We start from the raw sequence: 23,920 nt of genomic DNA on the forward strand, positions 1-23,920 counted from the left end.
GTCGCTCCGCCTGGCGCGATYTGTGGTATGACTTCGCGTACTCGGCTGTCGCTCCGACGACAGCATATTGACGGAAAGCATCAAGCAGTAAAATCGTCCGCCATGGCGGGATTTTCGACCGCATGGGGGGCAGTCATGAACATGTCGTCGACCCTGCTCCGCCATGCGCCGGACCAAGGAGGAGCGTCATCGACGAGGGGACGGCTGCGACGACGCGGCGGGACGCCGCACTTGGCCGGCGGGCGGCCCGTACCCGCGACGCCATCCTCGAGGGGGCGCGCCGGCTGTTCCTCGACCGCGGCTACGCGGGCACCCGGATCGGCAACATCACCGACGCGTGCGGGATCTCGCGGGCCGGCTTCTACACCTACTTCCATGACAAGCGCGAGGTCTTCAACGCCCTCGGGGAGAACGCCTACCGGGACATTCTTAAGATCGTTTCCTGCTGGGAGGCGATGCCGCGGCCGTGCGACCTGCCCGACGTGATCGGATGGGTGCATGCCTACTTCGCGTTCATGGATGTGCACGGTGCGTTTATTTTCGCCTCCGGGCACTCCGCACCGGCGGACGAACAGTTCCGTAACAGCAGCAGACGGATGCAGATGCGGGTCGCGTCCCTGCTGGGAGCGAACCTGCGCGGCCGGCAGACCGAGCCGACCAGCGCGCCGGAGGCCCTGGGATTATCGATCCTGGGGAYGCTCGAACGCGCCTGGTGCTACTGCCGCGCCCAGGAGCTCCCCGTCGGTGACGACGACATCATCCGAACCGTCGCCCGCCTGATCCTTGGCGACCTCAACCCGATCCACTGACTGACCCGCCGCTCCAGGGGGCTCGGCCCCCGGGCAGGCATCGCGGCCCCCGACGAAGCCGCCCAAAGGGCGACGAGCCCCAGAAAGCCGGATCGACCAGGCCCGCCAACCGGGGGCCCCATGGCCACCCCCACCATAGAACCGTGGGGGCTCCGGGGGCTCGGCCCCCGGGCAGACATCGCGACCCCCGGCGAAGCCGCCCAAAGGGCGGCAAGCAGGGAAGGCCGGCGCGTGGGCGATACTGGGATTGAACCAGTGGCCTCTACCGTGTCAACTGTGCGCGCTGCGTCCCAGCGGTCGTTTTGCTTCCGTTTGTCCTGTATCCCTCCAGGGTTGCCGCTCTTGAGGCGGTAGATGGTCTCATCCGGTCCAAGCTGTCTTACTCCTCTTCGCTCGCGGATTCGTTCGCACGACTCGTACGACTTCTGATCAAGAAGTGATCGGGATCTGGGCTTGGGTCACGAGCTGGCGACGGCCGATGAACTTGGTGGCAAGGAGGATGCCCGCATCGTGGACATCCGGCCCGGAGTGGCTCGCGCTCGCGTCGGTCACGATCCACGGGGTCAGGTCGCGCTCAAAGGCGTCTACGGCCGTCTTGAGGACACAACTGTTCGTGTCGATGCCGCAGATGTAGAGGTCAGTCCAACCATGCTCCTTGACCAGTGCGGCGCCTTCCTCGTTGAAGAGGGTGTAGATCGTCTTGTCGACCACCGCGGTTGCTTTCGCGGTGTGGGGTATCAGGCCATCGACGATGTCCGTTGCCGGTGACTCGCGTAGCTGAGTCCAGCCCATAAGCCGTTCGTACGGGCTTCCAGGGAAATTGAGGTATCGCGTGAAGAGGGTGTCGTGACCGGCATCCTGCCAGCGTCGGACAAGGTCTACGATGATCGGTACGACCGGTCGTGAGTGCTCGGTCAGAAACCCGTTTTGAACGTCGATCACTACCAGTACTGACGATTTGTCGTTCATCCTTGCCCTCCGTCTGCCGCTTCTCGTAACGTCTCAACCGCGTGGGCAAGGTGTCGAGACAGGCCGCTTGTTTCTACGATCGCTTCACGCATCGATCGGTGTTGTGACGTCTCCTGTGGGCGTTCGGTGGTCAGCCTGGACCGAAGTCCCCTCACGAACCGCCATCCATATTCGGCGGGTACGACTGGATCTCGCCCCCGTTCGACTGCTGACCGTATCGAATTACAGTAGGACCATGCGGCTTGCACCGACAGTTCGCATGAGATGAGCTCATGTTCGGTCAGTGCCCGTGCCGATGCGGTGGGGTGGTAGACAACGCCCGACCACGATGCGAACCCGAACGATATCCCTTTCATTCCGAATTCCATGATTTCGGGGTGGTCGAATCCTTCTCGTAGTAGCGACTGCTCGACGAGTTCGGCATGCGCCTGGGACGGTCCTTGGTGGTCGTCCTCGCGTTCGAGCAGGACACGGGGGATGCACAGCAGTCGAAGTGCGCTGTCGAGACGGGCTCCATCCCATGGCGCCGAATCGACCCAGTAGGTGCTCAAGACGTACGGCTCATCGCGCACGGGGGCTTCGATGCGTTCTTCGAGGTGGCGGGTAGCCCAGTCGATGTTCTCTGGGTAGGAGACGCGGCGCCAGACGGAGATCTCGGCTACAGACGACGGTGTCAGGTCCTCAATCAAGTGGTAAACCACGACCCCGAAGGGCCATATGTACATGGTGCAAGTCCCTGCGTCTCCGTCGGTAACCGGCGCTGARTAGCATTCGGTCCACTGCCGGTCGGTGGGTGACGCCCGTACCGCCGTCCTGATGTTTTCGGCGGCCTGGGCGCCAACATAGATCGGGATGAACTTGTGACTGTAGAGCTTAAAGGTCGATGACTCGCTGGCAGGTTGCAAGCTGCCGAATAAGTCGTGTGGGCTTTTTTCGAAAAACTGGCAGTACAGTCGCKAGTAGAATTCGTCGGGCGATCTTATCTGTCCACTTTCCAGCCGGTATATCTGTTTCTTGATGTTTTCTTCGCCGGGCGACGGCCAACCTTTTGACAGACAGAACCGGTGTAGCTCCTTCGCCAGGCGGGGTCTTCCCCATCCTCGCGATGTACGCAGCTCAAGGAGCACGCGGTTCGGCGTGGACGCCGATGTCGTCGCCGTGCTCGATGTCCCTATGTCCATGACCGCTGTCCTGATGTCCATGGACGGACGTCCTGTCCCTGCCTGTACTGGCTGTCACCTGTGCGGTGAGTCGTTGAGCGGTCATTCTTGGGACATGCGCGAATCAACCGAATGGCGCCTTCGGCCGGCCGGCTCATTTGTCCTCCGAGGTGAGATGGTTCATCGCCTCGTCGACACGACGCTCAACTTCGGCGAGTCCGGTAGAAACATCGTTCAGTTGTTTTCGGAGTCTGGCGACATCCGTCTGAATCTCGCGCAGCTCTTCGCCTGGCGCCGACGCATGGGGCTCGTTGCAGACGTAGGCGCCGCTGTTCGCCCTGATGTGCACGCGCCCTCTGGCGCTCAGCAGCCGAACGGCGGCTTGAGCCGTGTTGATCGCGATGCCGTAGTCGTTGGCGATCCGCCGGTAGGACGGAAGCGGGCGGTCCGGCGGGTACTCGCCCGCATCGATCGCGGCTTCGAGTTGATCGGCGACGCGGTGGCTGGCGTGACGCCTGTCGCTGGCTGGGGCCCCTGGCTCTTCCACTTMATCAGCGTATCCAACCGTCTCAAGACGGTGGCTTGACACGACACGACAGTGATGGCACTGTCTTAAGACAGTTCAACCGTCTTGACGCAGAGGCCCCGACGCTCAGCCGGCAAGCACCGCGCCGGGGCCCGTGATCCGTCCCGTTGGAGGAAGGACCCGTTATGAAGCATGCCCTGTTGGGGGCTCCCCTTGCTGAGGATCTGGGGGATGCCGTGGTGCGTGAGGTGGAGCGGCTTGCGCGTGAGCTGCTGCGTCGTGGTGGTGGCCGGTGAGCAAGCGCCAGAGAGCAAAGGACGCGGTGACCGAGGTGGTCCGGCCGCGGCGGGGTGAGCGGCGGGACGTGCCGTCGCCGACGCGGCGGGCGGTGGTCAAGGCCGCGTTGACTGCGCCGGTCGCCACGGTGCTGTTCGAGTCGCAGCAGTCGGAAGAGCTGTCGTTGGAGACGTCGCGGTCGCGGGGGGTGCGCGATGGCCGGTGAGCAGACGGCGGTGCGGGAAGCGGTGGTGCGGGACGCGCTGCACGCCGCGGTGGCACCGGTGGACCCGCCGGTGCCGGCGGTGGAGAAGGGGAAGCCGGTGCGGCCGGTGCCGCGTCGGGAGTCCCCGACCGTCCCGACCGAGACCGGCGGTGGCGCCGACATCGTCACCGATGCCGCCGTTGCTGGTGGCGGGGTGTCGCTGCCGGTGCGGATGGCGCGTGCGTTGCGGGCGGCGGCGGAGCTGGTGGAACTGGTCGGTGAGCAGGCGTCTCTGCATGTGACGGTCAGCGATGTCTACCCGGACCAGGTTGAGGCGCTTGTCCCTGCCCGGTGGCGGGTGGGTGCCTCGGGTGGGGAACGTGACGCGGTCCGGTTGGCGGATCTGCGTGTGGTGGCCCGCCGGTTGGGTCGGCCGTTGGCTGTGGGGCGGGAGTACGACAACGGCGACCTGTCCGTGGAGGTGTCCACGACGGTGGCGGGCCACCCGGTGCGGGTGTGGGCGCCGCTGACCGACCCGGACGTGATCGTTCAGGCCCGCGGGCTGATCGCGGGTACGGAGGCAGGCTCGTGAGCGCCGTGTCCGCCGGCCTTTGCGGGTCGGGGGATGCCGTCGTGGTGGCTGGCTATCTGACTGCGGTGGCGGATCACTGGGCGGAGATGGTCACGCTGGCGGACCGCACCGGGGAGTACCGGTTGCGGGTGTATGCCGCCGCGGTCGACGCCGAAGCGCGGGTGCGGGTCGCTCAGGCCCAAGCCCGCGCGGCGGGTGCTCCCGGTGACGAGTTGGCGGACGTGTTCGACCTGGTGGCGGCGGTGACGTTGGACCGGATCGCGGCCTGGTATCAGGCGGGCCGCCCGTGCCGGCCGGCGGGTCTGACCACGGCGGAGCGTGCGTTGACCGGGGCGTCCCGGCGGGTGGCCCGCAGTGGTGGCTCGGGCTGGCCGCTCCCTGCGGCGGCGGTGGCGTGATGGCGGGCGAGCCGCCGCGTCGGCTGGGGCGGGCGTTGGACGCCGGTCTGTGGCTGGTGGCCGGGCTGGTCGCGGTGTACAGCCTGGCGAACGTTCACCAGGTTGCCCGTGGGCATGGCACCGCCGATCCGCAGGCGTGGCTGCTCGCGCCGATCGTGGACATCGCCCTGTTCGTCTCGATCACCGCGGACGCGGCGTTGTCCCGGCACGGGGAACGCCCCGACGGCTGGGCGACCGGGCTGCGCTGGTTCTGCGGGATCGCGACCTGGACGCTGAACGTGTGGGACGCCGCCGCCTCCGGGGATCCGGGGGCGATCGTCGCGCACAGCATCCCGCCGGTGGTCCTGGTCCTGCTCGCCGAGGCCGCGCCCCGCTACCGGCAGCGGTTCGCCGCGCTCACCGCCGCTCCGGCCGTGGTGGCTGCGGAGCCATCCCCGACGGCGCTACCGGAACCACCGGCGGCCGTGGCACCGGAGCCATCGGCGGACGCGGTACCGGAGCCATCCCCCGTGGTGGTACCGGAACCACCGGCGGTCGTGGTACCGGTGCCACGCCCGACCGGGCCGCGTCGCGGTACCGGTAGCACCGTTCGGACTCGCGCTGCCCGTGGCACCGGTGCCACCGGTGGTGTGCGGGGGTCCGGCCGCCGGGACCTGGCCCGGGAGCTCGCGATGGTGCCCGCGGACGACCCACGCAGTGACCGGCAGCTCGCCGCGGACCTCGCCGCCGTGGTCGGCCTGTCCCCGACCACCGCTCGCCGCTACCTCACCGAACTGCGGCAGGCCGGGGCGACGTCGTGACCGGGATCCGCGCGGACCTGCGCGCCCTGCCCTGGTGGGCCGTCGGCGGCCTGGTCCTGCTCGCCGTCGTGGTGCTGGCCCTGCGGATCGTCGGCCTGGCCGTCTGCGTCCTGGTCGACACCGTCGAACGCGTCGAGATCGCGCTGTCCGCCGCCGCGGGGATCGCCCCGCTGGGTGGCTCGTCCTGGCCCCTGAGCGACCCCCCGATCCCCGGATGGACCCCGAACGGAGGTGTGCGATGAGCGACCAGCCGGAGCGGGCGTCCACGGACACACCCGCCGGTGGGGTGGTACTCCCGGGCCCGTGGACCCCGACCCTCGACATCGCCACCGATGCCCGTCCGGCGGGTGGGCCGGTCCTGGACGGTGAGGTGATCGACCAGCGTGGGCAGGTCGTCCCCTCCCGGCCCGGCGGAGTGCCGGTGCGACGGCCGGTGGCCCGGCCCGCGCTGCCAGCCCTGCCGGTCGGCGGGAAGGAGCTTGCCCGGACCGCCGGCCGGGTGGTCGTGCAGTCCGTCCAGGGGCACGCGGTGCTGGCCCGCCGGGCGGTGGACGCCGCCACCCACGCGGCGATCCGGGAGCAGATCCGCGCCGCGCGGGCCCGGGGAGACGCCGCAGAACTGGCGGTGTGGCTCGACCGGCTGCACGCGGCGAAGGACGCCCGCCGGCAGCGGGTCCAGAACCTGCCCGTGCTGCTGAAGACCGCCGCGTTCTCGGCGGTGGCCCTGGTGCTGGTGGTCGCCGCCGGACTGGTCGGTCTCGGCATCGTCGCGGGCGTCGTGCACCCGCTGGGGGTGGGCTGGGGGGACTACTGGGGGTTCTGGGGCTGGCTGCTGCACGCCCTGGTCACCGCCGTCACCGTGCTGGTCCCCCTCGCCCTGGCCGGGATCATCCCGGCCTGGCTGGTCGTCACTCGCCGCGCCGGGCAGGACGGCGCGACCCTGCCGGCCCGGCTCGCCCCACCCGGCCAGCGTCCCACCGACAGCGAGCCGATCACTCCGTCGATCGTGGTCACCGCCCTGCGGGACCTTGGCCTGCCCGCGTTGCGGAAGGCGATCCAGGCGATGCCCGACCACGGCGCGGGGATGCTCGGCCCGATCCGGCTCGCCGGCTGCGGGGTCGAGGTCGACGTCACCCTGCCCTCGGGAGTGGCGACGAACGAAGTCCAGGACCGCCGCCGCAAGCTCGCCGAGAACCTCACCCGCCACGAGCACGAGCTGTTCATCACCATCCCCGAGGCCGCCCGCACGGTCCGGCTGTGGATCGCGGACTCCGGCGCGCTCGACGAGCCGATCGGCCCGTCCCCGCTCGTCCTCGACTCCGACCTGACCGCCGACTACCGCACCGGCCGCGCCCCCTGGGGGCAGGACCTGCGCGGGGACGCGGCGCTGATCAGCCTGTACCAGCGCCACCTGTTGATCACCGGCTTGTCGAACCAGGGCAAGACCGCCGGTCTGCGCGCCCTGGCGCTGTGGCTCGCCCAGGACCCCACGGTCGAGTTCTGGATCGCCGATCTCAAGGGTGTGGGGGACTGGGCGATGTTCGACGGCATCGCGACCCGGCTGATCCAGGGCCCCACCGACGCCCACGTCATCCAGGCCACCGAGATGGTCGAGGACGCGGTCACCGAGATGGAACGGCGCAACGAGGCCGCCCGCGCCGGGGCGACGTTCCACCCACTGATCGTGATCGTGGACGAGGCGCAGGTGGCGTTCATGTGCCCCGCCATCGGCGACGACGGCCGCCCCTACGGGGGGACCAAGGCCAAGTCCCGCTACTTCATGGGCGCCCGCAAGGTCCACAACCAGGGCCGTGCGGTCGACGTCCTGCTCTGGCAAGGCACCCAGGACCCCACAGATCAGAACCTGCCCAAGCTCGTCCGCGAAGGCGCCCACATCCGCGCGTCCCTGGTCGTGGGCACCGAAGCGCAGGCCAAGATGGCGCTCGGGGACAAGGCCGTCAACGGCGGCGCCGCCCCCCACAAGCTCCGCCAGGGCCTGGACAAAGGCACCCTCGTCGTCGCCGGTGACGGCGTGCCGCTCCCGCCGGGCGCGTCGTCCCTGACGATCCGGACGCACTTCATCGACGACGACGACGCCGACGCGCTCGCCGACCGGGCCCAGAGCCGCCGGACGCAGGTCGCCCCCCGCACCGCCACCGGTGACCCGACCGAGGACCGCGACCCGCTCACCGACATCGCCGTCGCGCTGCGCGGAGAAGACCGCACCCGCACCCCGGTCGTCCTCGCCCGTCTCGCCGAGATCCATCCCAGCTACCAGAAGTGGACCTTCCAAACCCTCAGCGCGGCCCTGGCCACCCACCACATCAAGATCGGTAAATCGGTGGGTCAGAGCGTCATCCGCGCCGACGACATCCACCAGGCGATCACCTTCCGTAACAGTCAGGCCGAGGGAAGCGATCAGGGAAGCCGGTGACACCCGGGGAAGTTTCCCCACCCGCTTCCCCCGCCCGCTTCCCCTTCCTGACCAGCAGAAACATCCCTTGGGGAAGGCATGGCCAGCTTCCCCAAGCACCCCCAGCACCCCGCCAGGAAGGCCGGGCCACCGCGTGGCACTGCCTCCCTCCCTCTCCCCACCACACCCACCGACAGTCACAGAAAGTGATGATCGGCGCGACCGTGGCACGGTCATCCGCTCCCGATAGCCCACCCGCAGGACCACGCGGGACCTGTCCGCACCACGAAGGAGAACCGATGTTCGCCAAGAAGCCCACGCACATCCTGACCGCCACCTTCACCGACGGCAGCCCGCTCGACTCCTTCGGGAGCAGCGCGATCGTCTACGGCCGACGGGACCTCAAGACCCGGCTGGCCGCCGCCGCGGAACGGCCCGACGTGACCGTCACCGGCCGCCGGCTCCGCCGCCGCGACCGGCGCGTCTGACCCCGCACCGGACGCGCCCGTACCGCTGTCCCGTTCCCGAAAGGCACCCCCATGATCACTTTTGCTGGTGTGGCGGTCCGTGTCCGTGACGCCGCGTTGCTCGCTGTTCTCGTCGCCGCCGTGGTCGCTGTCCTGGCGGACGAGACCGCCCACGCCACCATCGGGGCGGAGCGATGACCGGCCGGCGCACCGTGGCCGCCGCCGTCCTGGCCGCTGCGGTGACCCTCGCCGGCACGACCGGCTGTGACAGCCCCCTCGGTCACCGGCTCCAGGAGAAAGCCGACCGCACCGGGCGCTGCCAGCACGCCACCGTCGGTGGCAAGCACCGCACGACCGTCACCCGCTGCCCACAGCCCACCCCCGGCGGGGAGCGGCGGTGAGCCGGCCCGGCTGGGGCGAGACCAACCCGGTCAACCGCTCCCACTGCCCCGTCCACGGCCCCTACCCGGGCCTGCTCTGCCCCGGCTGCGCGACCCTGCCCGCCCGCACCCCTGCCCCGAACGGAGACCGATCCCGGTGAAATACCCGCACTCCCGCCGCGGCGGCGGCCCCTGGCTGCTGACCGCCGTCGCCGTCGCGTTCCTCGTCTACGCCGCCACCGCCCCGACCACGGCCGCCGCCGTCGTCGGCCGCATCACCGCCGTGATCGTGCACCTCGCCTACGGCCTGGCCGCCTTCGCCACCGCGCTGTGACGTCCCAGGCCGTATTCCTCACCGGAACTGGAAGGAGCCCTTCATGGCTGCGAAGAAAGCCCGTGTCTGCCCGCGCTGCGGTGGCAGCGGGAAGAACGGCGCGGACCTGTGCCGGGCGTGCAACCCCTCCGCCGCGCTCGGGGACCGGATCGTCGGCCGCGCGCAACGACTCACCGACCGGTTGACCGGCACCACCACCCACGCCACCAGCCACGGCACGGTCGCGACCCGCCGTGGCCGACAGACCGTCACCCGCCCTCCGGCCGGCGCCCTTCCCCCCGACCAGCGCGGGAGTGCCGTCCCGGCCTGTGACCACTGCGGGAACAGCGGCGTGCCGTTGAAACTCACCCGCCGCGGCATGACCTGCCTGCGCGGCTGCCCGTCCTGACCGCCCCTCTCTTCCTTCTTTCCCTCTTTTTCCTTATCCCAAGACCAGAAGGGACACGGACAGTGAAATTCGCCACGCGGGAACAACTCGAACGCGCCGTCAAACGGAACAAGACGGAAAGCCTCTCCCGCATCAAAGGCGATATCGCCGCAGCTCTCGACGCCGGCAAGTTCAGCGGCGACGCGGTGACTGCGAACGAGATGGCGATAGAGGTCATCGACGCCGAACTGGCACGCCGTAGCAAATAGCCGCCTCATCCGCCGCCCCTGACTTCACCCACCCCGACATCCTCAAGGAGAACGGACATGGGCCTGTTCAGCTCGAAGAAGAAGACACCCCCGCCGCAGCCCGCGCCGGTCAGGAAGGGCCGCAAGGCGACGGCCGGCCCACCGACCCCGGCCACGACCACGAAAGGCCGGAAGACCACCACAACCCCGGCGCCGCAGAAGGCGAATCCGACAGCGACCACTACCACGGCGGCGGCCGTCCCCGCCGATGTGCGCCGCCAGATCGTCGACCAGGTCTGCGCCCGCTACCAGGCCGATCGGCTGCAGCCGCACGAGGTGGTCATCAAGGCCAACGGCGAGATCTGGATCGACCGCCGCGGACGAGACCCGCGCAACGTGCCGTTCGTCATCGGCACCTGGAAGTAGCGGACACCACCCGTACCCGGTGCGCGGTGGGCGTCTCGCCACAGCCACCCGCCGTGCCCCGGCCCTTGCCCGACATCCCGCAAAGGAGGCCTTCCATGGCGAACGACACCCCGCTGACCGTGGTCGGGAACCTCACCGCCGACCCGGAACTGCGCTTCACCCCGGCCGGGATCGCAATGGCCCGGTTCACCGTCGCGGCCACCCCCCGCACCTTCGACAAGGCCCGGAACACCTGGGTCGACGGTGAGGCGATGTTCCTCGGCTGCACCGCCTGGCGGCAGCTCGCCGAACACGCCGCCGAGTCCCTGACCAAGGGCACCCGCGTGGTCGTGACCGGCCGGCTGCGCCAACACCACTGGACCACCGACACCGGCGAGAAACGCTCCACCTTCGCCCTCGACGTCGACGAGATCGGCCCGTCCCTGCGGTTCGCCACCGCAAAGGTCACCAAGGCCACCCGCGGCAGCGCCGACAACTACCCGCCCACCGGCCCCGACGACCCCTGGTCCGCACCCGCACCCGCGCCCGTCGGCGCCGGGACCGGCGCGGACACGCCACCGTTCTGACCCACCGGGGCGGCCGGGGCGGGCACTCCCGCTCTGCTCCCGGCCGCCCCACCTCTTCTCCCAGAAAGGGGGATATCCCCATGCCCGGTCACGCCCGTCCACTCGCCCTCCACCGCCGGGACGGCACCATCAGCCGGACCGTCCCGGCGGTCGAGCTCACCCCCGGGGTGTGGCTGTACCGGGAGGGACGGGAGTGCTGGTGCGATTCCTGCTATCGCCAGGCCACCGCCCCCGCCACCTGCCCCCACGCCACCGCCCCCTGGGCCCTGGCCGCCACCTGCGGGCTGATCATCACAGTCCCCTGGTACATGCACGACGACGTCCTCTTGCTGCGCCGCTACGCCACCGACATCACCACCACCTTGACCGCCGCCGGAATCGATCTCACCGACCCCGACCCGGCCCGTCTCCAGGTCAGGATGCGTACCCCCACCGGCACGGCAGCCGGCGCGCTGCTCGCCCGGCGCGCCGCCGACGGCTCCTACCTGCACCCCGACGACCCCCGCCGTCACGCCCTGACCCCACCACCCACACCCACCCCCATACCCGAGCCTGACCCCGACGGCTACATGTACACGGTCACCTGCCCGCACTGCCCCGACCTGCGTACGGCCGCTGACAACCCGTTCGACGCCGGCTACCTCGCCAGCACCCACGACACCACCCACCACACCGGCACCCAGACCGCCGGCATCACCGTCACCCCCGCCGGCCCGGCACCGGTCTGCACTCCCGTTCCGGCCGGGATCACCCCGGCCACCTGCCCCCACACCGACTCCTGCGACGGGATCACCTCACCGGCCGGGCAGACCGGCACCTGGTGGCGCTGCACCGTCTGCGGCACCGACTACCCCGACCCCCATTCGGGCAGCGGCTCACACACCGACAGCCCCACCCTCTCCGGGGAGGAGTCATGAGCCGGACCGTGCTGGACCTGTTCTGCGGAGCCGGAGGAAGCAGCACGGGACTCACCGCCGCTGGACTGCGCGTGGTGATGGCCGCGAACCACTGGCCGTTGGCGGTCGACGTCCACCAGGACAACCACCCCACCACCGATCACGACTGTGTCGACATCTCCGCGGTCGATCCACGCCGCTACCCGGCCACCGACATCCTGTGGGCGTCCCCGGAATGCACCAACCACAGCGTGGCCCGCGGAGTCCGCCGGGCCACCGGCCAGGGGGTGCTGTTCGGGGACGCGCCCGACCCGGCCGCCGAACGCTCCCGCGCCACCATGTGGGACGTCGTGCGCTTCACCGAAGCCATGCTCAGCCGGGGCCGGCCCTATCACGTCGTCATCGTGGAAAACGTCGTGGACGTCGCCCGCTGGCTGTTCTGGCACCCCTGGCTCGCGGCCATGAGCACCGCCGGCTACAGCCACCAGACCGTCTATTTGAACTCCGCGTTCGCCCACGGACGGGACTACGCGGCCGCCCCGCAGTACCGCGACCGGGTGTATATCGTCTTCTGGCGGACGGGGCTACCGACCCCGAACCTCGACATCCGCCCGCCCGCCTGGTGCCCGACCTGCGCGGCACGGGTGAACGCCGTCCAGACCTGGAAACGACCCGACATCCGCTGGGGCCGCTACCGGGCCCAGTACACCTACCGGTGCCCCATCTGCCGCACCGCCGTCACCCCGTTCGCCCTGCCCGCCTCCAGCGTGATCGACTGGTCCGATCTCGGCGAACGCATCGGCGACCGGCCCCGGCCGCTGGCCGCGGCCACCCGAGAACGCATCCGCGTCGGACTCGCCCGCTACGGCCGGCCCGTCATGACCCCCGCCGGCGGCACCTGGAACGACCATGCCCGCCCGGTCGACGAACCGATGCGGGCCAAGACCACCCGAGAAACCGAGGGGATCGCGTGCCCGCCGACGGCCGAGCCGTTCCCAGCGATGCTGCGGCAGCACGTCCACCCCACCAGCGTCCGTGAGCCCCTCGTCGCCGTCGCGGCGGCCGGGACCCATCACGGGCTCGTCACAGCACCGAACGCCATCCTCACCGCCTACTACGGCAACGGAGGCTGCACCTCGGTATCCGCGCCGATACCGACACAACCCACCCGCGACCGGTTCGGGCTCGTCACCCGACAGCCCGACGCCGTCAGCGACAACGAGGTGGACGCCTGCGCGTTCCGGATGCTCACCCCCAGCGAAGTACTCGCGGCCATGGCCTTCCCCGCCACCTACCGGATGCGCGGCACCCGACGCGACCGCATCCGCATGGCCGGCAACGCCGTCACCCCACCCGCCGCACGACTCCTCGCCGAACGCCTCACCACCACCCTGGCCGCCACATGACCCGCCCGTCGGACCCGCGCCACGCCGCCGCGCTCGCCTACGCCGCCGCCGGCCGGGCCGTGTTCGTCCTCGGCCGCTCCAAACGCCCCGTGGCGAACTGCCGGGCGTGCGCGACCGCCGACCGCGGCCACGACCCGCAGGCCTGCGGCTGCCTGACCTGCCACGGCTTCTACGCCGCCACGACCGACCCCGCCCGCATCCACGCCATGCTCACCGCGATCCCCACCGGACTGCTCGCGGTCCGCACCGGCGCCCTCTCCGGCCTGGTCGTCGTCGATATCGACCCCCGCCACGGCGGCCGGCTCGACCGGGCGCTGATGACCCCGACCGCGACCGTGGCCACCGGCGGCGGGGGCTGGCACCTGTACTACCGGCACCCCGGAACCCCCGTGCCCTCCCGGCCCCTGCCCGGTCACGTCGGGATCGACATCAAGGCCGACGGCGGCTACGTCACCGCCCCACCCTCCCGCCACCCGACCACCGGCCGTCCCTACCAGTGGGCCGGCAGCCGGCCGGTCGAGGAGATGCCCCCCGCCCTGCTCACCCTCTGCCAGACCCCACCGGCCCCGCCCCACCCGTCCTCCGCCCCCGCATCCTCCGCATCCAGGCCCGTCCCGCAGCACGGGGGAGGGGGCATCTCCTACCCCGACCGGCTGCTGGCCGCACACCTCGACGCTGTTGCCCGCGCCCCCGAAGGACGCCGCCGGGTCACTCTCTACGGCGCCGCCCGCGGCATCGCCCGCATGATCACAGCCGGGGTGATCAGCCTCGAGGACGCCCACGCCGCCCTGACCACCGCCGGCCGGGCCGCCGACCAGACCGACCGCGACATCCACGCCGCGATCACCGGCGGCTTCGCCGACGAAGGGCTCACCCCATGACCCCCACCGACCCCGTCGACGGCGCGGCCATCCTCGACGCGCTACACGCCGCGCTCACCCGCTACGTCGTCCTGCCCTCACCCGCGGCCGCGGACGCCGTGGTGCTGTGGATCGCCGCCAGCCACGCCCAACCCGCCTGGGCCCACGCCCCCCGCCTCGTCATCCGCGCCCCGGAAAAACGCTGCGGGAAATCCCGCCTGCTCGACACCGTCGAAGCCACCTGCCACAACCCCCTGATCACCGTCAACGCCTCCACCGCCGCGGTGTACCGGTCGATCGACGACGACCCGCCCACCCTGCTCGTCGACGAGGCCGACACCATCTTCGGCGGGAAGAACGCCGACACCAACGAGGACCTGCGCGGCCTGCTCAACGCCGGCCACCAACGCAACCGGCCCGCGATCCGCTGGGACAACACCACCCGCCAGCTCGAACGCTGCCCCACCTTCGCGATGGCCGCGCTCGCCGGGATCGGCGCCATGCCCGACACCATCGAAGACCGCGCCGTGGTCATCCGGATGCGCAGGCGTGCCCCCGGCGAAACCGTCGCCCCTTACCGGCACCGCCGCGACCGCCCCGCCCTGCGCACCCTTGCCGACCAGCTCCACACCTGGCTACGCCCCCACCTGGCCGTCCTCRCCGACGCCACCCCCGCCATGCCGGTGGAGGACCGCGCCGCCGACACCTGGGAACCCCTCGTCGCCGTCGCGGACCTCGCCGGCGGCACCTGGCCGGCCCGCGCCCGCACCGCGGTCACCCTCATCACCGCCGAAGCCACCGACACCGGACAGACCTCGCTGCGGATCCGGCTCCTCGCCGACTGCCGTACCGCCTTCACCGGTCACACCGCCCTGTCCACCGGCTACCTGCTCGACCGGCTCAACGCCGATCCCGAAGCCCCCTGGCCGGATCTCGGCCCCACCGGCCTGACCGCCCGGCGTCTCGCGGACCTGCTGCGCGAATACGACATCCGCTCCGGCAACATCCGCTTCCCTGACGGCAGCCAGACCAAGGGCTATCTCGCAGCCGACTTCACCGACGCCTGGGCCCGCTACTGCCCTGTGGACAACCCGTCGGCCGGGGGTGGCGTCCCACCCGTCCCACCCGTCCCCGCCCAGGTCAGCGCGGGACGGATCGATCCGGTGGGACGGATAAACCGTCCCACCGGCCCGAACGGCGGCCCGCCGGCTATCTGCATCGCCTGCCGTGCCCCCCTCGACACCGACGACGGCAGCCACACCCACCCGACATGCACCGTCAGTAACACCCACACCGGCTAACGATCATCTGGGACGGATATGCCGTCCCAGCCGCGCGATCCGTCCCACCCTGACCAGCACAAACGAGCGTGGGACGGATGGGACGGCACCCCCACCGCTCCGCCATGCCCTCACTCACCGTGACCGACATGCCCGCGGCAAGACGGTCCTAATCAAGACGGCCCCGGCACGCACCGCCAAGCACCCGCCGGAGCCGCCTGCCCCCTCCAACCGAACTGGAAGAAGGCGACATCATCGTGACTGCTCCATCCGTGCCTGACCAGGCCAAGCAAGTGGTCTCTGTTTCCCGCCGCCGTGTGGTCCGTCCGGCTGCCTCGGCTCCCGCCGCAAACCGCCCGGAGACAGGCAAAGAAACACTCGCTGTCGAGGCGCTCCGCGCGGAGCTCCGGGCCGTCTTCGAGCGCCTGGACGTCTACCTTGCCGACCAGGCCCGGCACCAGGTCGCCGCCCCGCCGGCCGTGGCGTTGGTCGACCGGTTCAAGGGCCTGCCCGCCCTGATCTCGGTGGCCCGGGCCGCAGCCATCCTCGGTCTGTCCCGCGCCACCGCCTACCGCCTGGCGGAGGCGGGCGAGTTGCCTGTAGAGCGGATGGGCGGGCGGGTCTACATCGTCACAGACCGTCTGCGCGGCGCTGTCGGCGGTGGCGCATGAAGGGCAGCGTCTACAAGCGGCCGAACGGCTGGGAGTACAAGCACGACATCGGCCCCGACCCGCTGACCGGCAAGCGCCGGACGACGTCGCGCGGCGGCTTCAAGACCAAGACGGAAGCCACCAGGGCAATGCGGGAGTCCATCGCCCGTTTCGAGGAGGGCAGGCACATGGCGCCCTCCCGACGCACGGTGGAGGAATTCATCAAGGAGTGGCTGGCCGCAGTCCGGCCGTCGGTGGCGAAAGGCACGTGGGTGAAGTACCGCAACTACCTGACCCTCTACGTCGTCCCGGTGATCGGCACGACAACGCTTCAGGAACTCACCGCCCGTCGGCTGGACCTGCTCTACGGCCACCTGTTGGACGGCGGACGGCTCCACCGCCGCGGGCAGCAGGGGAGCGGCCTAGCGCCCGCCACGGTTGCTGTGGTCCATCAGACGTTGCGTCGTGCACTGGGCGATGCGGTGAAGTGGGGGTATATCCGACGCAATCCGGCGGAGGACGCACACCGGCCGCGAGTCGGCCGACGCGCGCCGACGGTGTGGACATCGGATCAGCTCCGTGTCTTCATCGACCACATCCGCGACGATCGGCTGTACGCGATGTACCTTCTTCTGATCACGACGGGCGTCCGGCGCGGCACTCTGGCCGGGCTGCGCCGGGCGGATGTCGATCTGGACTTGGGCACTATTTCGCCGAGCACGACACGGGTGGTCATCGACGGCCAGGCCGACGACGGGGAGCAGAAGACGCTGAGTGGCTACCGGCCGCTGTCCCTCGATCCACTCACGCTCGAAGCGCTACGTGCCTATATCGCGACCTGGGAGGTTGACCGAAAGACCTTCGGACATACGAACGAGCGTCTGTTCTGCTGGCCGGACGGCACCGCGATTCATCCGGACACAATCACTGACTGGTTCCAGGGCTACGCACGCACTGCCGGCCTGCCAGTGATCCGTCTCCACGACGTCCGACACAGCTATGCATCGGCCGCACTGAAGGCCGGTGTCCACCCGAAGGTGGTCAGCGAGCGTCTCGGCCACGCGAGCGTGGCGTTCACCCTGTCGTTCTACAGCCACGTGATCCCGGGCATGGACAAGGACGCGGCCGACGAGATCGCGAGCGTGATCCTCGGAACGCCGGAACCGCCCACCGCACCGGCGGTGCCTGAGTCGCCCGACGAGATGGAGGAGGGTCCGCAGGCCGAGTCCGCGTAGGCTGCGTTCGCGGATTCGTACGCACAGCGCCCCCCGTACGGACTGAGCCGTGCGGGGGGCGCTGTGAAAAGTACTGGTACCAAAGGGGTGGGCGATACTGGGATTGAACCAGTGGCCTCTACCGTGTCAAGGTAGCGCTCTCCCACTGAGCTAATCGCCCGAGTTTGTTCCGGTTTGGTGCCTTGTTACCGAGGCGGAGGCGGGAATCGAACCCGCGTACAGGGCTTTGCAGGCCCTTGCCTAAACCACTCGGCCACTCCGCCAGGGAGGCCGGGACGGGCTTGACCTCTGACCTCACACACTCTCGAGCGGACGACGGGATTCGAACCCGCGACCCTCACCTTGGCAAGGTGATGCTCTACCAGCTGAGCCACGTCCGCGTGCCCCTCGCCTCTCGGCGGGTGCAGGTAGCACTCTAGCGGACGATGTGGGGGAGCGTCGAATGACTCGCCGTCTGCTGTGTCTGTGATGTGAAGTCTCTGTGTCGTTGCCCGTCCGCTGGTGTCGGTTGCGCTTGCCGGTTGTCAAAACGTGCTGGTCGGGCCACGTGCCACGGGCCCGGACGCCGGTAGCGTGATTCGGATGGACGGCGCGACTCGGGACAGCCCGGACCGTGGCCGGCAGGCCAGGCCGGGGGGCGTCTTCATCGGTGCTGGCAGGCCGGTGACGCAGGCCTCGGGCGGGCGGATGGAGGTTCGGCGCCGCCCGCCGTGGCGGACGGGATCCTTCATGGTCGCCGGTGGTCGGCTCGCAACCGGTGTGATCGACATCACCGATGACCTGGCCGCCCTCGACCGCGGCGGCTTCTGGGCGGTCGTGGTCGACTTCGAGGGCGCGGCGCGGTGTGTGCGTTTCGCAGACGTCCGTGCCGCGCCCTCGCTGACGGCGATCGCGGGCCGGCCGTGGCACGGCCCGCCCCGCGACGGGTGGACGAGCAGCCTGGATCGGGACGGCTATGTCGCCGGCGTGCGGCGTATCCGCGCCGAGATCGCCGCCGGCGAGGTCTATCAGGTCAATCTGTGCCGAGTGTTGTCCGTGCCGATGGCCGCCGTGAGCGGTGAGGCGATCGCGGCTCTCGGGGTGGCGTTGGCGCGCGGCAACCCGGCGCCGTACGCGGCCGTGATGTATGTCCCGGAGGCGGACATCCGGGTGATCAGCGCGTCCCCGGAGCTGTTCCTGTCACGCCGGGGCGACGTGGTGCGCTCGGGGCCCATCAAGGGAACGGGCCGGGTCGCGGCGGACCTGTTGGAGAAGGACATCGCCGAGAACATCATGATCGTCGATCTGGTGCGTAACGATCTCGGCCGGGTTGCCTGCCCGGGCGGGGTGAGCGTCCCGGCGTTGTGCGCGCTCGAGGCCCATCCGGGCCTGGTGCATCTGGTGTCCACCGTCGAGGCGCGGCTGCGGCCGCATGTCGGCTGGCCCGAGCTGTTCGCCGCGAGCTTCCCGCCCGGGTCGGTGTCGGGCGCTCCGAAACTGAGCGCGTTGCGGGTCATCCGGGATCTGGAGCCGGTGGCGCGCGGGCCGTACTGCGGCGCTGTCGGCTGGGTCGACGCCGACCGGGGGCTGGGTGAACTCGCGGTCGGTATCCGGACGTTCTGGTTCGCGGCCGGCCGGCTGTGTTTCGGTTCCGGCGCCGGAATCACCTGGGGCAGTGACCCGGAAGGAGAATGGCGTGAAACGGAGCTCAAGGCCGAACGGCTGCTGAGGATCTGTTCGTCCGTCCCGACCTGACAGAGCCCGTGGACGCCACGTGGAATTACCAGCGGAATTACTTGAACGGCCTGCGGCTATGACCTTCTGTGACTGACGGCGTCCGGTGTGGACGCCGCTCGGTCCGATTCGATCGTGCTCGGGCGGCTTCCGCTCGGTGACCGGCTACGGGACCGGTCCGGGCGGTCTGCCGCCGGGCGGGTCCACCTGGCCGGCAGGGTGCATCGACCACCTGGAGGATCTGCGAAGATCGGCAGGATTCGCGTCGGCGGGATCCGTGGGATCCGTGCTGTCAGGCGTCCTGGTGTGGTCGTCAGGCGCGATGGTCAGGCCGGGACGACACCGGGTGCCCCGGCCTGGGCGATGTCACGTCTGCGGGCCACCCCAGATGAGCAGCGCGAGCTCCGCGTCCAGATCGACGACTTCGCTTTCCCCGCCGAGAGGTACCACCGAGTAGGTGCGGCGCAGGAACGACAGCACCTCGGACCGCGGCATCTCGAACAGCGCGTGGCCGGAGGGACTGGACAGCGACAGGCAGACGATCCGCCCGCCGGACTGGGCCGCCGGCCACACCTGCACGTCGCCGTCCCCGGCCGGTCGCCGGACGCCGTCGCTGAGCAGTTGGCGAGCGAACGTCCACTCGACAACCTCGTCCGCGCCGGTACGGAACCCGATGCTGACCGCGTAGGGATCCGCCGGTTCGTAGCGCATCGTCGCCGCCACCGGGACGGGCGCTCCACCAGGAACGACGAGCCGAAGTGCGAGTTCTGCTGTGATGGAATCGTGACGAATTGTCATCGGGCGGCCTCTCAGTGCTGCGGTGGTTCGGGCGAGCACCCGTGTAACGAGATGGTTCCCTCTTTGAGGCTCGTTGGAAACAAGGTTATGCGACTTGAACATCCGTTACGCCGGTTCGGGAGAGTTGCCCGGCATGGCGCAGGTACACGGACCGCAGCCGTCCGTCGGAGACGGCTGCGCAGCCCATCCGTGGCCGCCTGGGTCAATGAGCGTCATGTGGCGGAACCCCCGTAGGTCGATTACCCTTCGTATTCGCATTGCAAGTGCTGTCGTGCCTGATGAGATGGGGTCTACCCCTCCCTCGCTCGTCCCAATCGGGGCGAGTTGTGTTCGGATCGTGACCGAYGAAACCTCGCTCCGCAAGCCCTGATGTGACCGACATCATGGGTCACAGCGGACAGRCCGCATCGGACGCCCCGCACCCCTCCGCCGCCCCAGYAGCCCCCACCTTGTTGGGACGGCGTTGACGGCCACCCCGCCCGACCCACCGCAACGACGTAGTAAGCTTCATGCGTCTCCAGGGCGTATAGCTCAGTGGTAGAGCGCTGCCTTCACACGGCAGAGGTCCGTGGTTCGAAACCACGTACGCCCACGCGCTGGTCCTCCTTGCTTGCCGCCCTTGGGGCGGCTTCGCCGGGGCCGCGATGCCTGCCCGGGGGCCGAGCCCCCGGAGCCCCCACGGTTCTACGGCGGGGGTGGCCATGGGACCCCCGGTTGGCGGGCCTGGTCGATCCGGCTTTCTGGGGCTCGCCGCCCTTTGGGCGGCTTCGGGGCGTCGGTTCTGATTGCTCGCCGCCCTTTGGGCGGCTTCGCGGTATCGGTTTTGGTTGTTTGTTGCCATTTGGGTGGTTTTGTACTTGCTCGAGGGTGGGTCTCTGAGGGGCGGTTTGGCATGTTTGCGCCCTTTGGATGATTTTTGGGGGGCGTGTGCCGGGGTGAGAGGGCCGGCGCACGCCTGTGGTTTGTGGGTGTGGTTTGTGGCTCAGGGGTTGCGGCGGTGGGCGATTACGGGGACACCGGCACGGGGGCGCAGGGTGACGCGGGGGAGCGGGGTCACGGAATGGCCGAGGGTCGGCTCCAGGTGCCAGCGTCGGCAGACTGTGGCCAGGACGATTGCGGCCTCGAGTTCGGCGAACGTGTTGCCGATGCACTGACGGCTACCGCCACCGAACGGGAAGAACGCGTACTTCGGACGGGTGGCCGTTGAGCGTGGCTCGCTGGCTGGCCCCGTCGCGGACGGTTGCGTTTCGTCTGCGGGGGATGACGTCGGGGACGGTTCCAGCCAGCGTTGTGGCACGAAACCGTCGGGGTCGGGCCAGTAGTCGGGGTCGCGGTGCATGACCCACTGGCTGACCAGCACCGTCGAACCCGCGGGGATGTCGTAGCCGCCGAGAGAGTGGTCCGCCACCGTTCGGCGGAACATGATCCAGACTGGTGGGTACAGTCGGATCGACTCGGTGAACACCGCGCGGGTATAGGGGAGGCGGGGCAGGTCGTCCAGGGTGGGCAGCCGGTCGCCGAGGACCTCGTCGAGTTCGGCGTGCAGGGCCTCACGCGCCTGTGGGGCGTTGCCGAGCAGGTGGAAGGCCCAACTGAGCGCGTTCGCGGTGGTCTCGTGGCCGGCGAGCAGGATCGTCAGAGCTTCGTCACGTACGGCGTCGTCATCCAGCGGCGCGCCGGTTTCGGCGTCGCGGGTTGTCAGCAGCAGCGACAGCAGGTCGTTGCCGTCGGCCCCCTCGCGCCGGYGGTCAGCGATTATTTCCCGGATCAGCCGGTCGAGGTCGGCGCGGGAGTTACGGGCCCGCAGCGTCGTGGGCAGCGGTATTTTCTCCAGATACCGGCTACCGGGGATGACCGCTCGACGTGACACGCCCATGTTCGCCGCGATCGCCCGCCGTACCGTCAGCACGAGATCGCTGTCCAGGGGCAGGTCGAAAACGGTTCTGGTGACGATTCCGAGGGTCAGCTCGGTCATCTCCTCATGGATGTCCAACCGTTGCCCGTCGGACCATCCGGAAATGGTTTCCTCGGCCAGTCTGGCGAATGTTCCGCCGTACGTGGCGATACGCTGGCGGTGGAACAGCGGCTGAATGAGCCGCCGGCGGGCCCGGTGCAGCTCGCCGCTGCTGGTGAGCAGGCCGGAACCCAGCAGAAGAGCCAGCGGCTGTATTCCCTCGTCGATCGGCATTCGTTTTCTGCGGAAGCCCTTGGCGAAGACCCGCTGGGAGCTCACCAGGATCTCCTGCACCGCGGCCGGGTCGTTGACCAGGTAGACGGTGCCACGGCCCAGGGATCCGCGCACGATCGGGCCGTGTTCGTGGCGCAGCCTGATGAGCAGGTCGAGCGGGTTGGTCAGGAACGAGTACGCCGTACGCAGCGACTGCCCGCTCGGGCCCGGTGGATGCGGGCCAGGCCTGACGGCCGCGCCGCCCACCGCGTCGCCGGGAGCGTCGGCCGGCTGCGCCCCACTTGCGCTCCCGGCCCCACCCGCCCTCTCTGCCCTGTTCGGGCTGTCGGCGTTCGTGCTGTGGGCCTTGCCCGTATGCCCGGCCTCACCCGCGTTCTCGGCCTTGTCCGTGCTCTCCGCCGGGTCGTCGACGGCTCTGGCCTGGGATGATGTCATCGTCTACTCCCGGTTCGGCGGGTCGGGGCACGGCATCCGTCAGGCCCAGGTCGCGGTACGCATCCGACGCTGGGACGCGGGGGCGGCGCGTGCCCGGCGGGCCGAAGGTAACGCGATCATGTGCCTTTCGTGGCCGGGGCGCCTCCGGAAGCCGACCCGGTCGGCCCACCGGGATCGGGGCCGGGGTCCCTGGTCACTGTGGGGACAACTCCTATCCACCCTGCCGTGGTTCCACGGTCGGCAACGGGTACGTTGCGCAAGCAGAAGTGACGGTGCGTCCTGGCTGCGACACGCTGAATGATTCTGGTCATAGTGCGGGCGCCGTGGTTTGAAACGGCTTACGCTACCGGGGAGAGGTTGACGGCGACCCCCCCACGTCGTCAACCTCTCCTGTGGTTGACGAGAAGGTCAGYGATCATAATGTGGGATCGCGGGGTGGCCAGCCGAGGCGGTGACCTGTGGTTGGCCTCTGTGCGCATCCCGTGGCTGGTGGCGCGGCGTCCAACCGGGCATCCTGGGGCGTAGCGGTGTTTTGACGCGGTGCCCGGGTCGGAGTAGGTAGATGTACATCAGTGCGCGGGCCGTGGCGAGRCTGGCGGAAGCGCCGTCTTCAGCCTGTCCGGCCGGCGTGCGTGCCCAGCCAGCTTCCGGACGCATCGGGAGGCCCCGCCAGTGACACACCACCAGGGTGGTCCCAGGTCCATGACCGCGCCATCTGCGAGGCCACCTGTGAGCATGCCGCCCGTGAGCGTCGCGTTGCCCGCGGGCAACACGGGAACGGGCAGTTCGTGGACGTGATTCCGACCGCCCCGGAGGGTGTTTCTCTGGAGGCGCAGGCCGGCGTCGGCAGCCCGGACGCGTTCCGCCGGCTCTACACACCGCACCGGATGGCGTACATCAAGGGGGAACGGCCCGCCGACCAGCAGTGCCCGTTCTGCGAGATCCCGTCCCTGTCGGACGAGGACGGGCTGGTCGTCGCCCGGGGCGAGACCGTGTACGCCGTCCTTAATCTCTACCCGTACAACTCCGGGCATCTCATGATTGTGCCGTACCGGCATATTCCGGACTATGCCGCCCTGGTGGACGCCGAAACCATCGAGATGGCCCTGTTCACCCAGCACGCGCTGCGGGCGTTGCGGCGGGCGAGCGGCGCGCACGGCTTCAACATCGGGATGAACCTCGGTGTCGTCGCGGGTGCCGGTATCGCCGAACACGTCCACCAGCACGTCGTGCCTCGCTGGGGCGGTGACACCAACTTCATGCCGGTCGTGGGCGGCACGAAAGTCCTGCCCGCGTTGCTGGGCCAGACCCGCGAGCTCACCGCCGCCGCGTGGAAGGAAACCGAATAGGCACCGGCCCCGCGGCTGTGCACGGCACGGTTCTCCCGTGCCGTGCACAGCCGCCCAGGTGCCGTTCTTCCGACGCGGTGTTTCGCGGGACCGCGTTTCCCCGTGTCATGTTCTGGCGTCGTGTTCCGATGCCGTGTTCCGATGCCGTGTCGGAAGTGGACCGCTTTTCCGTGC

At 69.8% G+C, this 23,920-nt stretch carries 29 protein-coding genes and 4 tRNA genes; 25 read left to right on the forward strand and 8 right to left on the reverse strand.

Annotated features, from left to right (window positions below):
* Positions 1–122: 122 nt before the first annotated feature.
* A complete protein-coding gene (locus BL254_RS13655) occupies positions 123–809 on the forward strand; it encodes a TetR/AcrR family transcriptional regulator (protein WP_254858123.1) in 687 nt (228 codons plus the stop codon).
* 429 nt (positions 810–1,238) lie between these two features.
* On the opposite strand, the gene BL254_RS13660 is transcribed toward BL254_RS13655, so the two are convergent.
* The 3 genes from BL254_RS13660 to BL254_RS13670 all read right to left on the reverse strand — a co-directional run bounded on the left by BL254_RS13660 (position 1,239) and on the right by BL254_RS13670 (position 3,485).
* Entirely contained in the window at positions 1,239–1,778 is a 540-nt protein-coding gene (locus BL254_RS13660; RefSeq protein WP_047222856.1) for a cysteine hydrolase, read from the reverse strand.
* Entirely contained in the window at positions 1,775–2,980 is a 1,206-nt protein-coding gene (locus BL254_RS13665; RefSeq protein ID WP_083731069.1) for a hypothetical protein, read from the reverse strand. Before BL254_RS13665 ends, BL254_RS13660 begins: the two co-directional genes overlap by 4 nt.
* Positions 2,981–3,092: 112 nt before the next feature.
* Positions 3,093–3,485 carry a winged helix-turn-helix domain-containing protein gene (locus BL254_RS13670; RefSeq protein ID WP_052914534.1) on the reverse strand — a complete coding sequence of 131 codons (393 nt, stop codon included), beginning with the start codon at positions 3,483–3,485 and terminating at the stop codon, positions 3,093–3,095.
* A 271-nt stretch (positions 3,486–3,756) separates the two neighbouring features.
* Between BL254_RS13670 and BL254_RS13675 the strand changes: the two genes are divergently transcribed.
* From BL254_RS13675 to BL254_RS13760, 21 genes are all read left to right on the forward strand, one after another.
* A complete protein-coding gene (locus BL254_RS13675; RefSeq protein ID WP_047222855.1) occupies positions 3,757–3,966 on the forward strand; it encodes a hypothetical protein in 210 nt (69 codons plus the stop codon).
* Positions 3,956–4,537, forward strand: coding sequence for a hypothetical protein (locus BL254_RS28375; RefSeq protein WP_076843482.1), 582 nt, complete (start codon positions 3,956–3,958; stop codon positions 4,535–4,537). The genes BL254_RS13675 and BL254_RS28375 overlap by 11 nt, the downstream gene beginning before the upstream one ends.
* Positions 4,534–4,935, forward strand: coding sequence for a hypothetical protein (locus tag BL254_RS13685; RefSeq protein ID WP_047222853.1), 402 nt, complete (start codon positions 4,534–4,536; stop codon positions 4,933–4,935). The genes BL254_RS28375 and BL254_RS13685 overlap by 4 nt, the downstream gene beginning before the upstream one ends.
* Positions 4,935–5,735: a DUF2637 domain-containing protein gene (locus BL254_RS13690; protein WP_052914533.1), complete on the forward strand. Its 801-nt coding sequence runs from the start codon at positions 4,935–4,937 to the stop codon at positions 5,733–5,735. Before BL254_RS13685 ends, BL254_RS13690 begins: the two co-directional genes overlap by 1 nt.
* Entirely contained in the window at positions 5,732–5,977 is a 246-nt protein-coding gene (locus BL254_RS13695; protein WP_047222852.1) for a hypothetical protein, read from the forward strand. Before BL254_RS13690 ends, BL254_RS13695 begins: the two co-directional genes overlap by 4 nt.
* Complete coding sequence (locus BL254_RS13700; RefSeq protein WP_076843483.1) at positions 5,974–8,169, forward strand: FtsK/SpoIIIE domain-containing protein; 2,196 nt, start codon at positions 5,974–5,976, stop codon at positions 8,167–8,169. Before BL254_RS13695 ends, BL254_RS13700 begins: the two co-directional genes overlap by 4 nt.
* A gap of 278 nt (positions 8,170–8,447) precedes the next feature.
* Positions 8,448–8,636 carry a hypothetical protein gene (locus tag BL254_RS13705; RefSeq protein WP_076843484.1) on the forward strand — a complete coding sequence of 63 codons (189 nt, stop codon included), beginning with the start codon at positions 8,448–8,450 and terminating at the stop codon, positions 8,634–8,636.
* Between the two features lie 51 nt (positions 8,637–8,687).
* The gene (locus tag BL254_RS28965; RefSeq protein WP_256386249.1) at positions 8,688–8,813 is read left to right on the forward strand and encodes a hypothetical protein; all 126 of its coding nucleotides are present in this window, start codon (positions 8,688–8,690) and stop codon (positions 8,811–8,813) included.
* Positions 8,810–9,016, forward strand: coding sequence for a hypothetical protein (locus BL254_RS13710; protein WP_047222850.1), 207 nt, complete (start codon positions 8,810–8,812; stop codon positions 9,014–9,016). Before BL254_RS28965 ends, BL254_RS13710 begins: the two co-directional genes overlap by 4 nt.
* A complete protein-coding gene (locus tag BL254_RS27080; protein WP_157180449.1) occupies positions 9,013–9,156 on the forward strand; it encodes a hypothetical protein in 144 nt (47 codons plus the stop codon). Before BL254_RS13710 ends, BL254_RS27080 begins: the two co-directional genes overlap by 4 nt.
* Positions 9,153–9,329, forward strand: coding sequence for a hypothetical protein (locus BL254_RS27085; RefSeq protein WP_175648370.1), 177 nt, complete (start codon positions 9,153–9,155; stop codon positions 9,327–9,329). Before BL254_RS27080 ends, BL254_RS27085 begins: the two co-directional genes overlap by 4 nt.
* A gap of 43 nt (positions 9,330–9,372) precedes the next feature.
* Positions 9,373–9,717 (forward strand): hypothetical protein, encoded by a 345-nt coding sequence (locus BL254_RS13715; RefSeq protein WP_052914531.1) that lies wholly within the window; start codon positions 9,373–9,375, stop codon positions 9,715–9,717.
* 62 nt (positions 9,718–9,779) lie between these two features.
* The gene (locus tag BL254_RS13720; RefSeq protein ID WP_047222848.1) at positions 9,780–9,965 is read left to right on the forward strand and encodes a hypothetical protein; all 186 of its coding nucleotides are present in this window, start codon (positions 9,780–9,782) and stop codon (positions 9,963–9,965) included.
* A gap of 57 nt (positions 9,966–10,022) precedes the next feature.
* Positions 10,023–10,370: a hypothetical protein gene (locus BL254_RS13725; RefSeq protein ID WP_047222847.1), complete on the forward strand. Its 348-nt coding sequence runs from the start codon at positions 10,023–10,025 to the stop codon at positions 10,368–10,370.
* A gap of 95 nt (positions 10,371–10,465) precedes the next feature.
* A complete protein-coding gene (locus BL254_RS13730; protein ID WP_047222846.1) occupies positions 10,466–10,936 on the forward strand; it encodes a single-stranded DNA-binding protein in 471 nt (156 codons plus the stop codon).
* A gap of 80 nt (positions 10,937–11,016) precedes the next feature.
* On the forward strand, positions 11,017–11,853 hold the full coding sequence (locus BL254_RS27090; RefSeq protein WP_076843485.1) for a hypothetical protein: 837 nt from the start codon (positions 11,017–11,019) through the stop codon (positions 11,851–11,853).
* Complete coding sequence (locus BL254_RS13740) at positions 11,850–13,238, forward strand: DNA cytosine methyltransferase (RefSeq protein ID WP_047222843.1); 1,389 nt, start codon at positions 11,850–11,852, stop codon at positions 13,236–13,238. The genes BL254_RS27090 and BL254_RS13740 overlap by 4 nt, the downstream gene beginning before the upstream one ends.
* Positions 13,235–14,119 (forward strand): bifunctional DNA primase/polymerase, encoded by an 885-nt coding sequence (locus tag BL254_RS13745; protein WP_076843486.1) that lies wholly within the window; start codon positions 13,235–13,237, stop codon positions 14,117–14,119. The genes BL254_RS13740 and BL254_RS13745 overlap by 4 nt, the downstream gene beginning before the upstream one ends.
* Entirely contained in the window at positions 14,116–15,399 is a 1,284-nt protein-coding gene (locus BL254_RS13750; protein ID WP_175648371.1) for a DUF3631 domain-containing protein, read from the forward strand. The genes BL254_RS13745 and BL254_RS13750 overlap by 4 nt, the downstream gene beginning before the upstream one ends.
* 236 nt (positions 15,400–15,635) lie before the next feature.
* Entirely contained in the window at positions 15,636–16,049 is a 414-nt protein-coding gene (locus BL254_RS24970; RefSeq protein ID WP_083731071.1) for a helix-turn-helix domain-containing protein, read from the forward strand.
* Positions 16,046–17,263, forward strand: a complete 1,218-nt coding sequence (locus BL254_RS13760; RefSeq protein WP_047222841.1) for a tyrosine-type recombinase/integrase — start codon at positions 16,046–16,048, stop codon at positions 17,261–17,263. The genes BL254_RS24970 and BL254_RS13760 overlap by 4 nt, the downstream gene beginning before the upstream one ends.
* Before the next feature lie 88 nt (positions 17,264–17,351).
* Here the strand turns inward: BL254_RS13760 and BL254_RS13765 are convergent.
* The 3 genes from BL254_RS13765 to BL254_RS13775 all read right to left on the reverse strand — a co-directional run bounded on the left by BL254_RS13765 (position 17,352) and on the right by BL254_RS13775 (position 17,643).
* Positions 17,352–17,423, reverse strand: a tRNA-Val gene (locus BL254_RS13765).
* Positions 17,424–17,454: 31 nt separating this feature from the next.
* Positions 17,455–17,526, reverse strand: a tRNA-Cys gene (locus BL254_RS13770).
* Positions 17,527–17,570: 44 nt separating this feature from the next.
* Positions 17,571–17,643: transfer RNA gene (locus BL254_RS13775), tRNA-Gly, on the reverse strand.
* A 307-nt stretch (positions 17,644–17,950) separates the two neighbouring features.
* Here BL254_RS13775 and BL254_RS13780 point away from each other — a divergent pair.
* Entirely contained in the window at positions 17,951–18,997 is a 1,047-nt protein-coding gene (locus BL254_RS13780; protein ID WP_254858131.1) for a chorismate-binding protein, read from the forward strand.
* Positions 18,998–19,342: 345 nt separating this feature from the next.
* Here the strand turns inward: BL254_RS13780 and BL254_RS13785 are convergent, their stop codons facing one another.
* Positions 19,343–19,774 carry an SsgA family sporulation/cell division regulator gene (locus BL254_RS13785; protein WP_013873844.1) on the reverse strand — a complete coding sequence of 144 codons (432 nt, stop codon included), beginning with the start codon at positions 19,772–19,774 and terminating at the stop codon, positions 19,343–19,345.
* A 520-nt stretch (positions 19,775–20,294) separates the two neighbouring features.
* Between BL254_RS13785 and BL254_RS13790 the strand changes: the two genes are divergently transcribed.
* Positions 20,295–20,366 (forward strand) — tRNA-Val (locus BL254_RS13790).
* A gap of 390 nt (positions 20,367–20,756) precedes the next feature.
* On the opposite strand, the gene BL254_RS13795 is transcribed toward BL254_RS13790, so the two are convergent.
* Positions 20,757–22,397, reverse strand: coding sequence for a cytochrome P450 (locus BL254_RS13795; RefSeq protein ID WP_076843487.1), 1,641 nt, complete (start codon positions 22,395–22,397; stop codon positions 20,757–20,759).
* 788 nt (positions 22,398–23,185) lie between these two features.
* On the opposite strand from BL254_RS13795, the gene BL254_RS13800 reads away from it, so the two are divergent.
* On the forward strand, positions 23,186–23,746 hold the full coding sequence (locus BL254_RS13800) for an HIT domain-containing protein (protein ID WP_047222839.1): 561 nt from the start codon (positions 23,186–23,188) through the stop codon (positions 23,744–23,746).
* Positions 23,747–23,920 lie beyond the last annotated feature (174 nt).

It is taken from the genome of Protofrankia sp. BMG5.30, from assembly GCF_001983005.1.
Classification (GTDB): Bacteria; Actinomycetota; Actinomycetes; order Frankiales; family Frankiaceae; genus Protofrankia; species Protofrankia coriariae.

Coding starts and splice junctions, on each gene's coding strand:
- BL254_RS13730 (WP_047222846.1), top strand. CDS start 10,466: ATGGCGAACGACACCCCGCTGACCGTGGTCGGGAACCTCACCGCCGAC.
- BL254_RS28965 (WP_256386249.1), top strand. CDS start 8,688: ATGATCACTTTTGCTGGTGTGGCGGTCCGTGTCCGTGACGCCGCGTTG.
- BL254_RS13785 (WP_013873844.1), bottom strand. CDS start 19,774: ATGACAATTCGTCACGATTCCATCACAGCAGAACTCGCACTTCGGCTC.
- BL254_RS13780 (WP_254858131.1), top strand. CDS start 17,951: ATGGAGGTTCGGCGCCGCCCGCCGTGGCGGACGGGATCCTTCATGGTC.
- BL254_RS13690 (WP_052914533.1), top strand. CDS start 4,935: ATGGCGGGCGAGCCGCCGCGTCGGCTGGGGCGGGCGTTGGACGCCGGT.
- BL254_RS13710 (WP_047222850.1), top strand. CDS start 8,810: ATGACCGGCCGGCGCACCGTGGCCGCCGCCGTCCTGGCCGCTGCGGTG.
- BL254_RS27090 (WP_076843485.1), top strand. CDS start 11,017: ATGCCCGGTCACGCCCGTCCACTCGCCCTCCACCGCCGGGACGGCACC.
- BL254_RS13760 (WP_047222841.1), top strand. CDS start 16,046: ATGAAGGGCAGCGTCTACAAGCGGCCGAACGGCTGGGAGTACAAGCAC.
- BL254_RS13660 (WP_047222856.1), bottom strand. CDS start 1,778: ATGAACGACAAATCGTCAGTACTGGTAGTGATCGACGTTCAAAACGGG.
- BL254_RS13725 (WP_047222847.1), top strand. CDS start 10,023: ATGGGCCTGTTCAGCTCGAAGAAGAAGACACCCCCGCCGCAGCCCGCG.
- BL254_RS13740 (WP_047222843.1), top strand. CDS start 11,850: ATGAGCCGGACCGTGCTGGACCTGTTCTGCGGAGCCGGAGGAAGCAGC.
- BL254_RS13700 (WP_076843483.1), top strand. CDS start 5,974: ATGAGCGACCAGCCGGAGCGGGCGTCCACGGACACACCCGCCGGTGGG.
- BL254_RS13715 (WP_052914531.1), top strand. CDS start 9,373: ATGGCTGCGAAGAAAGCCCGTGTCTGCCCGCGCTGCGGTGGCAGCGGG.
- BL254_RS13745 (WP_076843486.1), top strand. CDS start 13,235: ATGACCCGCCCGTCGGACCCGCGCCACGCCGCCGCGCTCGCCTACGCC.
- BL254_RS28375 (WP_076843482.1), top strand. CDS start 3,956: ATGGCCGGTGAGCAGACGGCGGTGCGGGAAGCGGTGGTGCGGGACGCG.
- BL254_RS13705 (WP_076843484.1), top strand. CDS start 8,448: ATGTTCGCCAAGAAGCCCACGCACATCCTGACCGCCACCTTCACCGAC.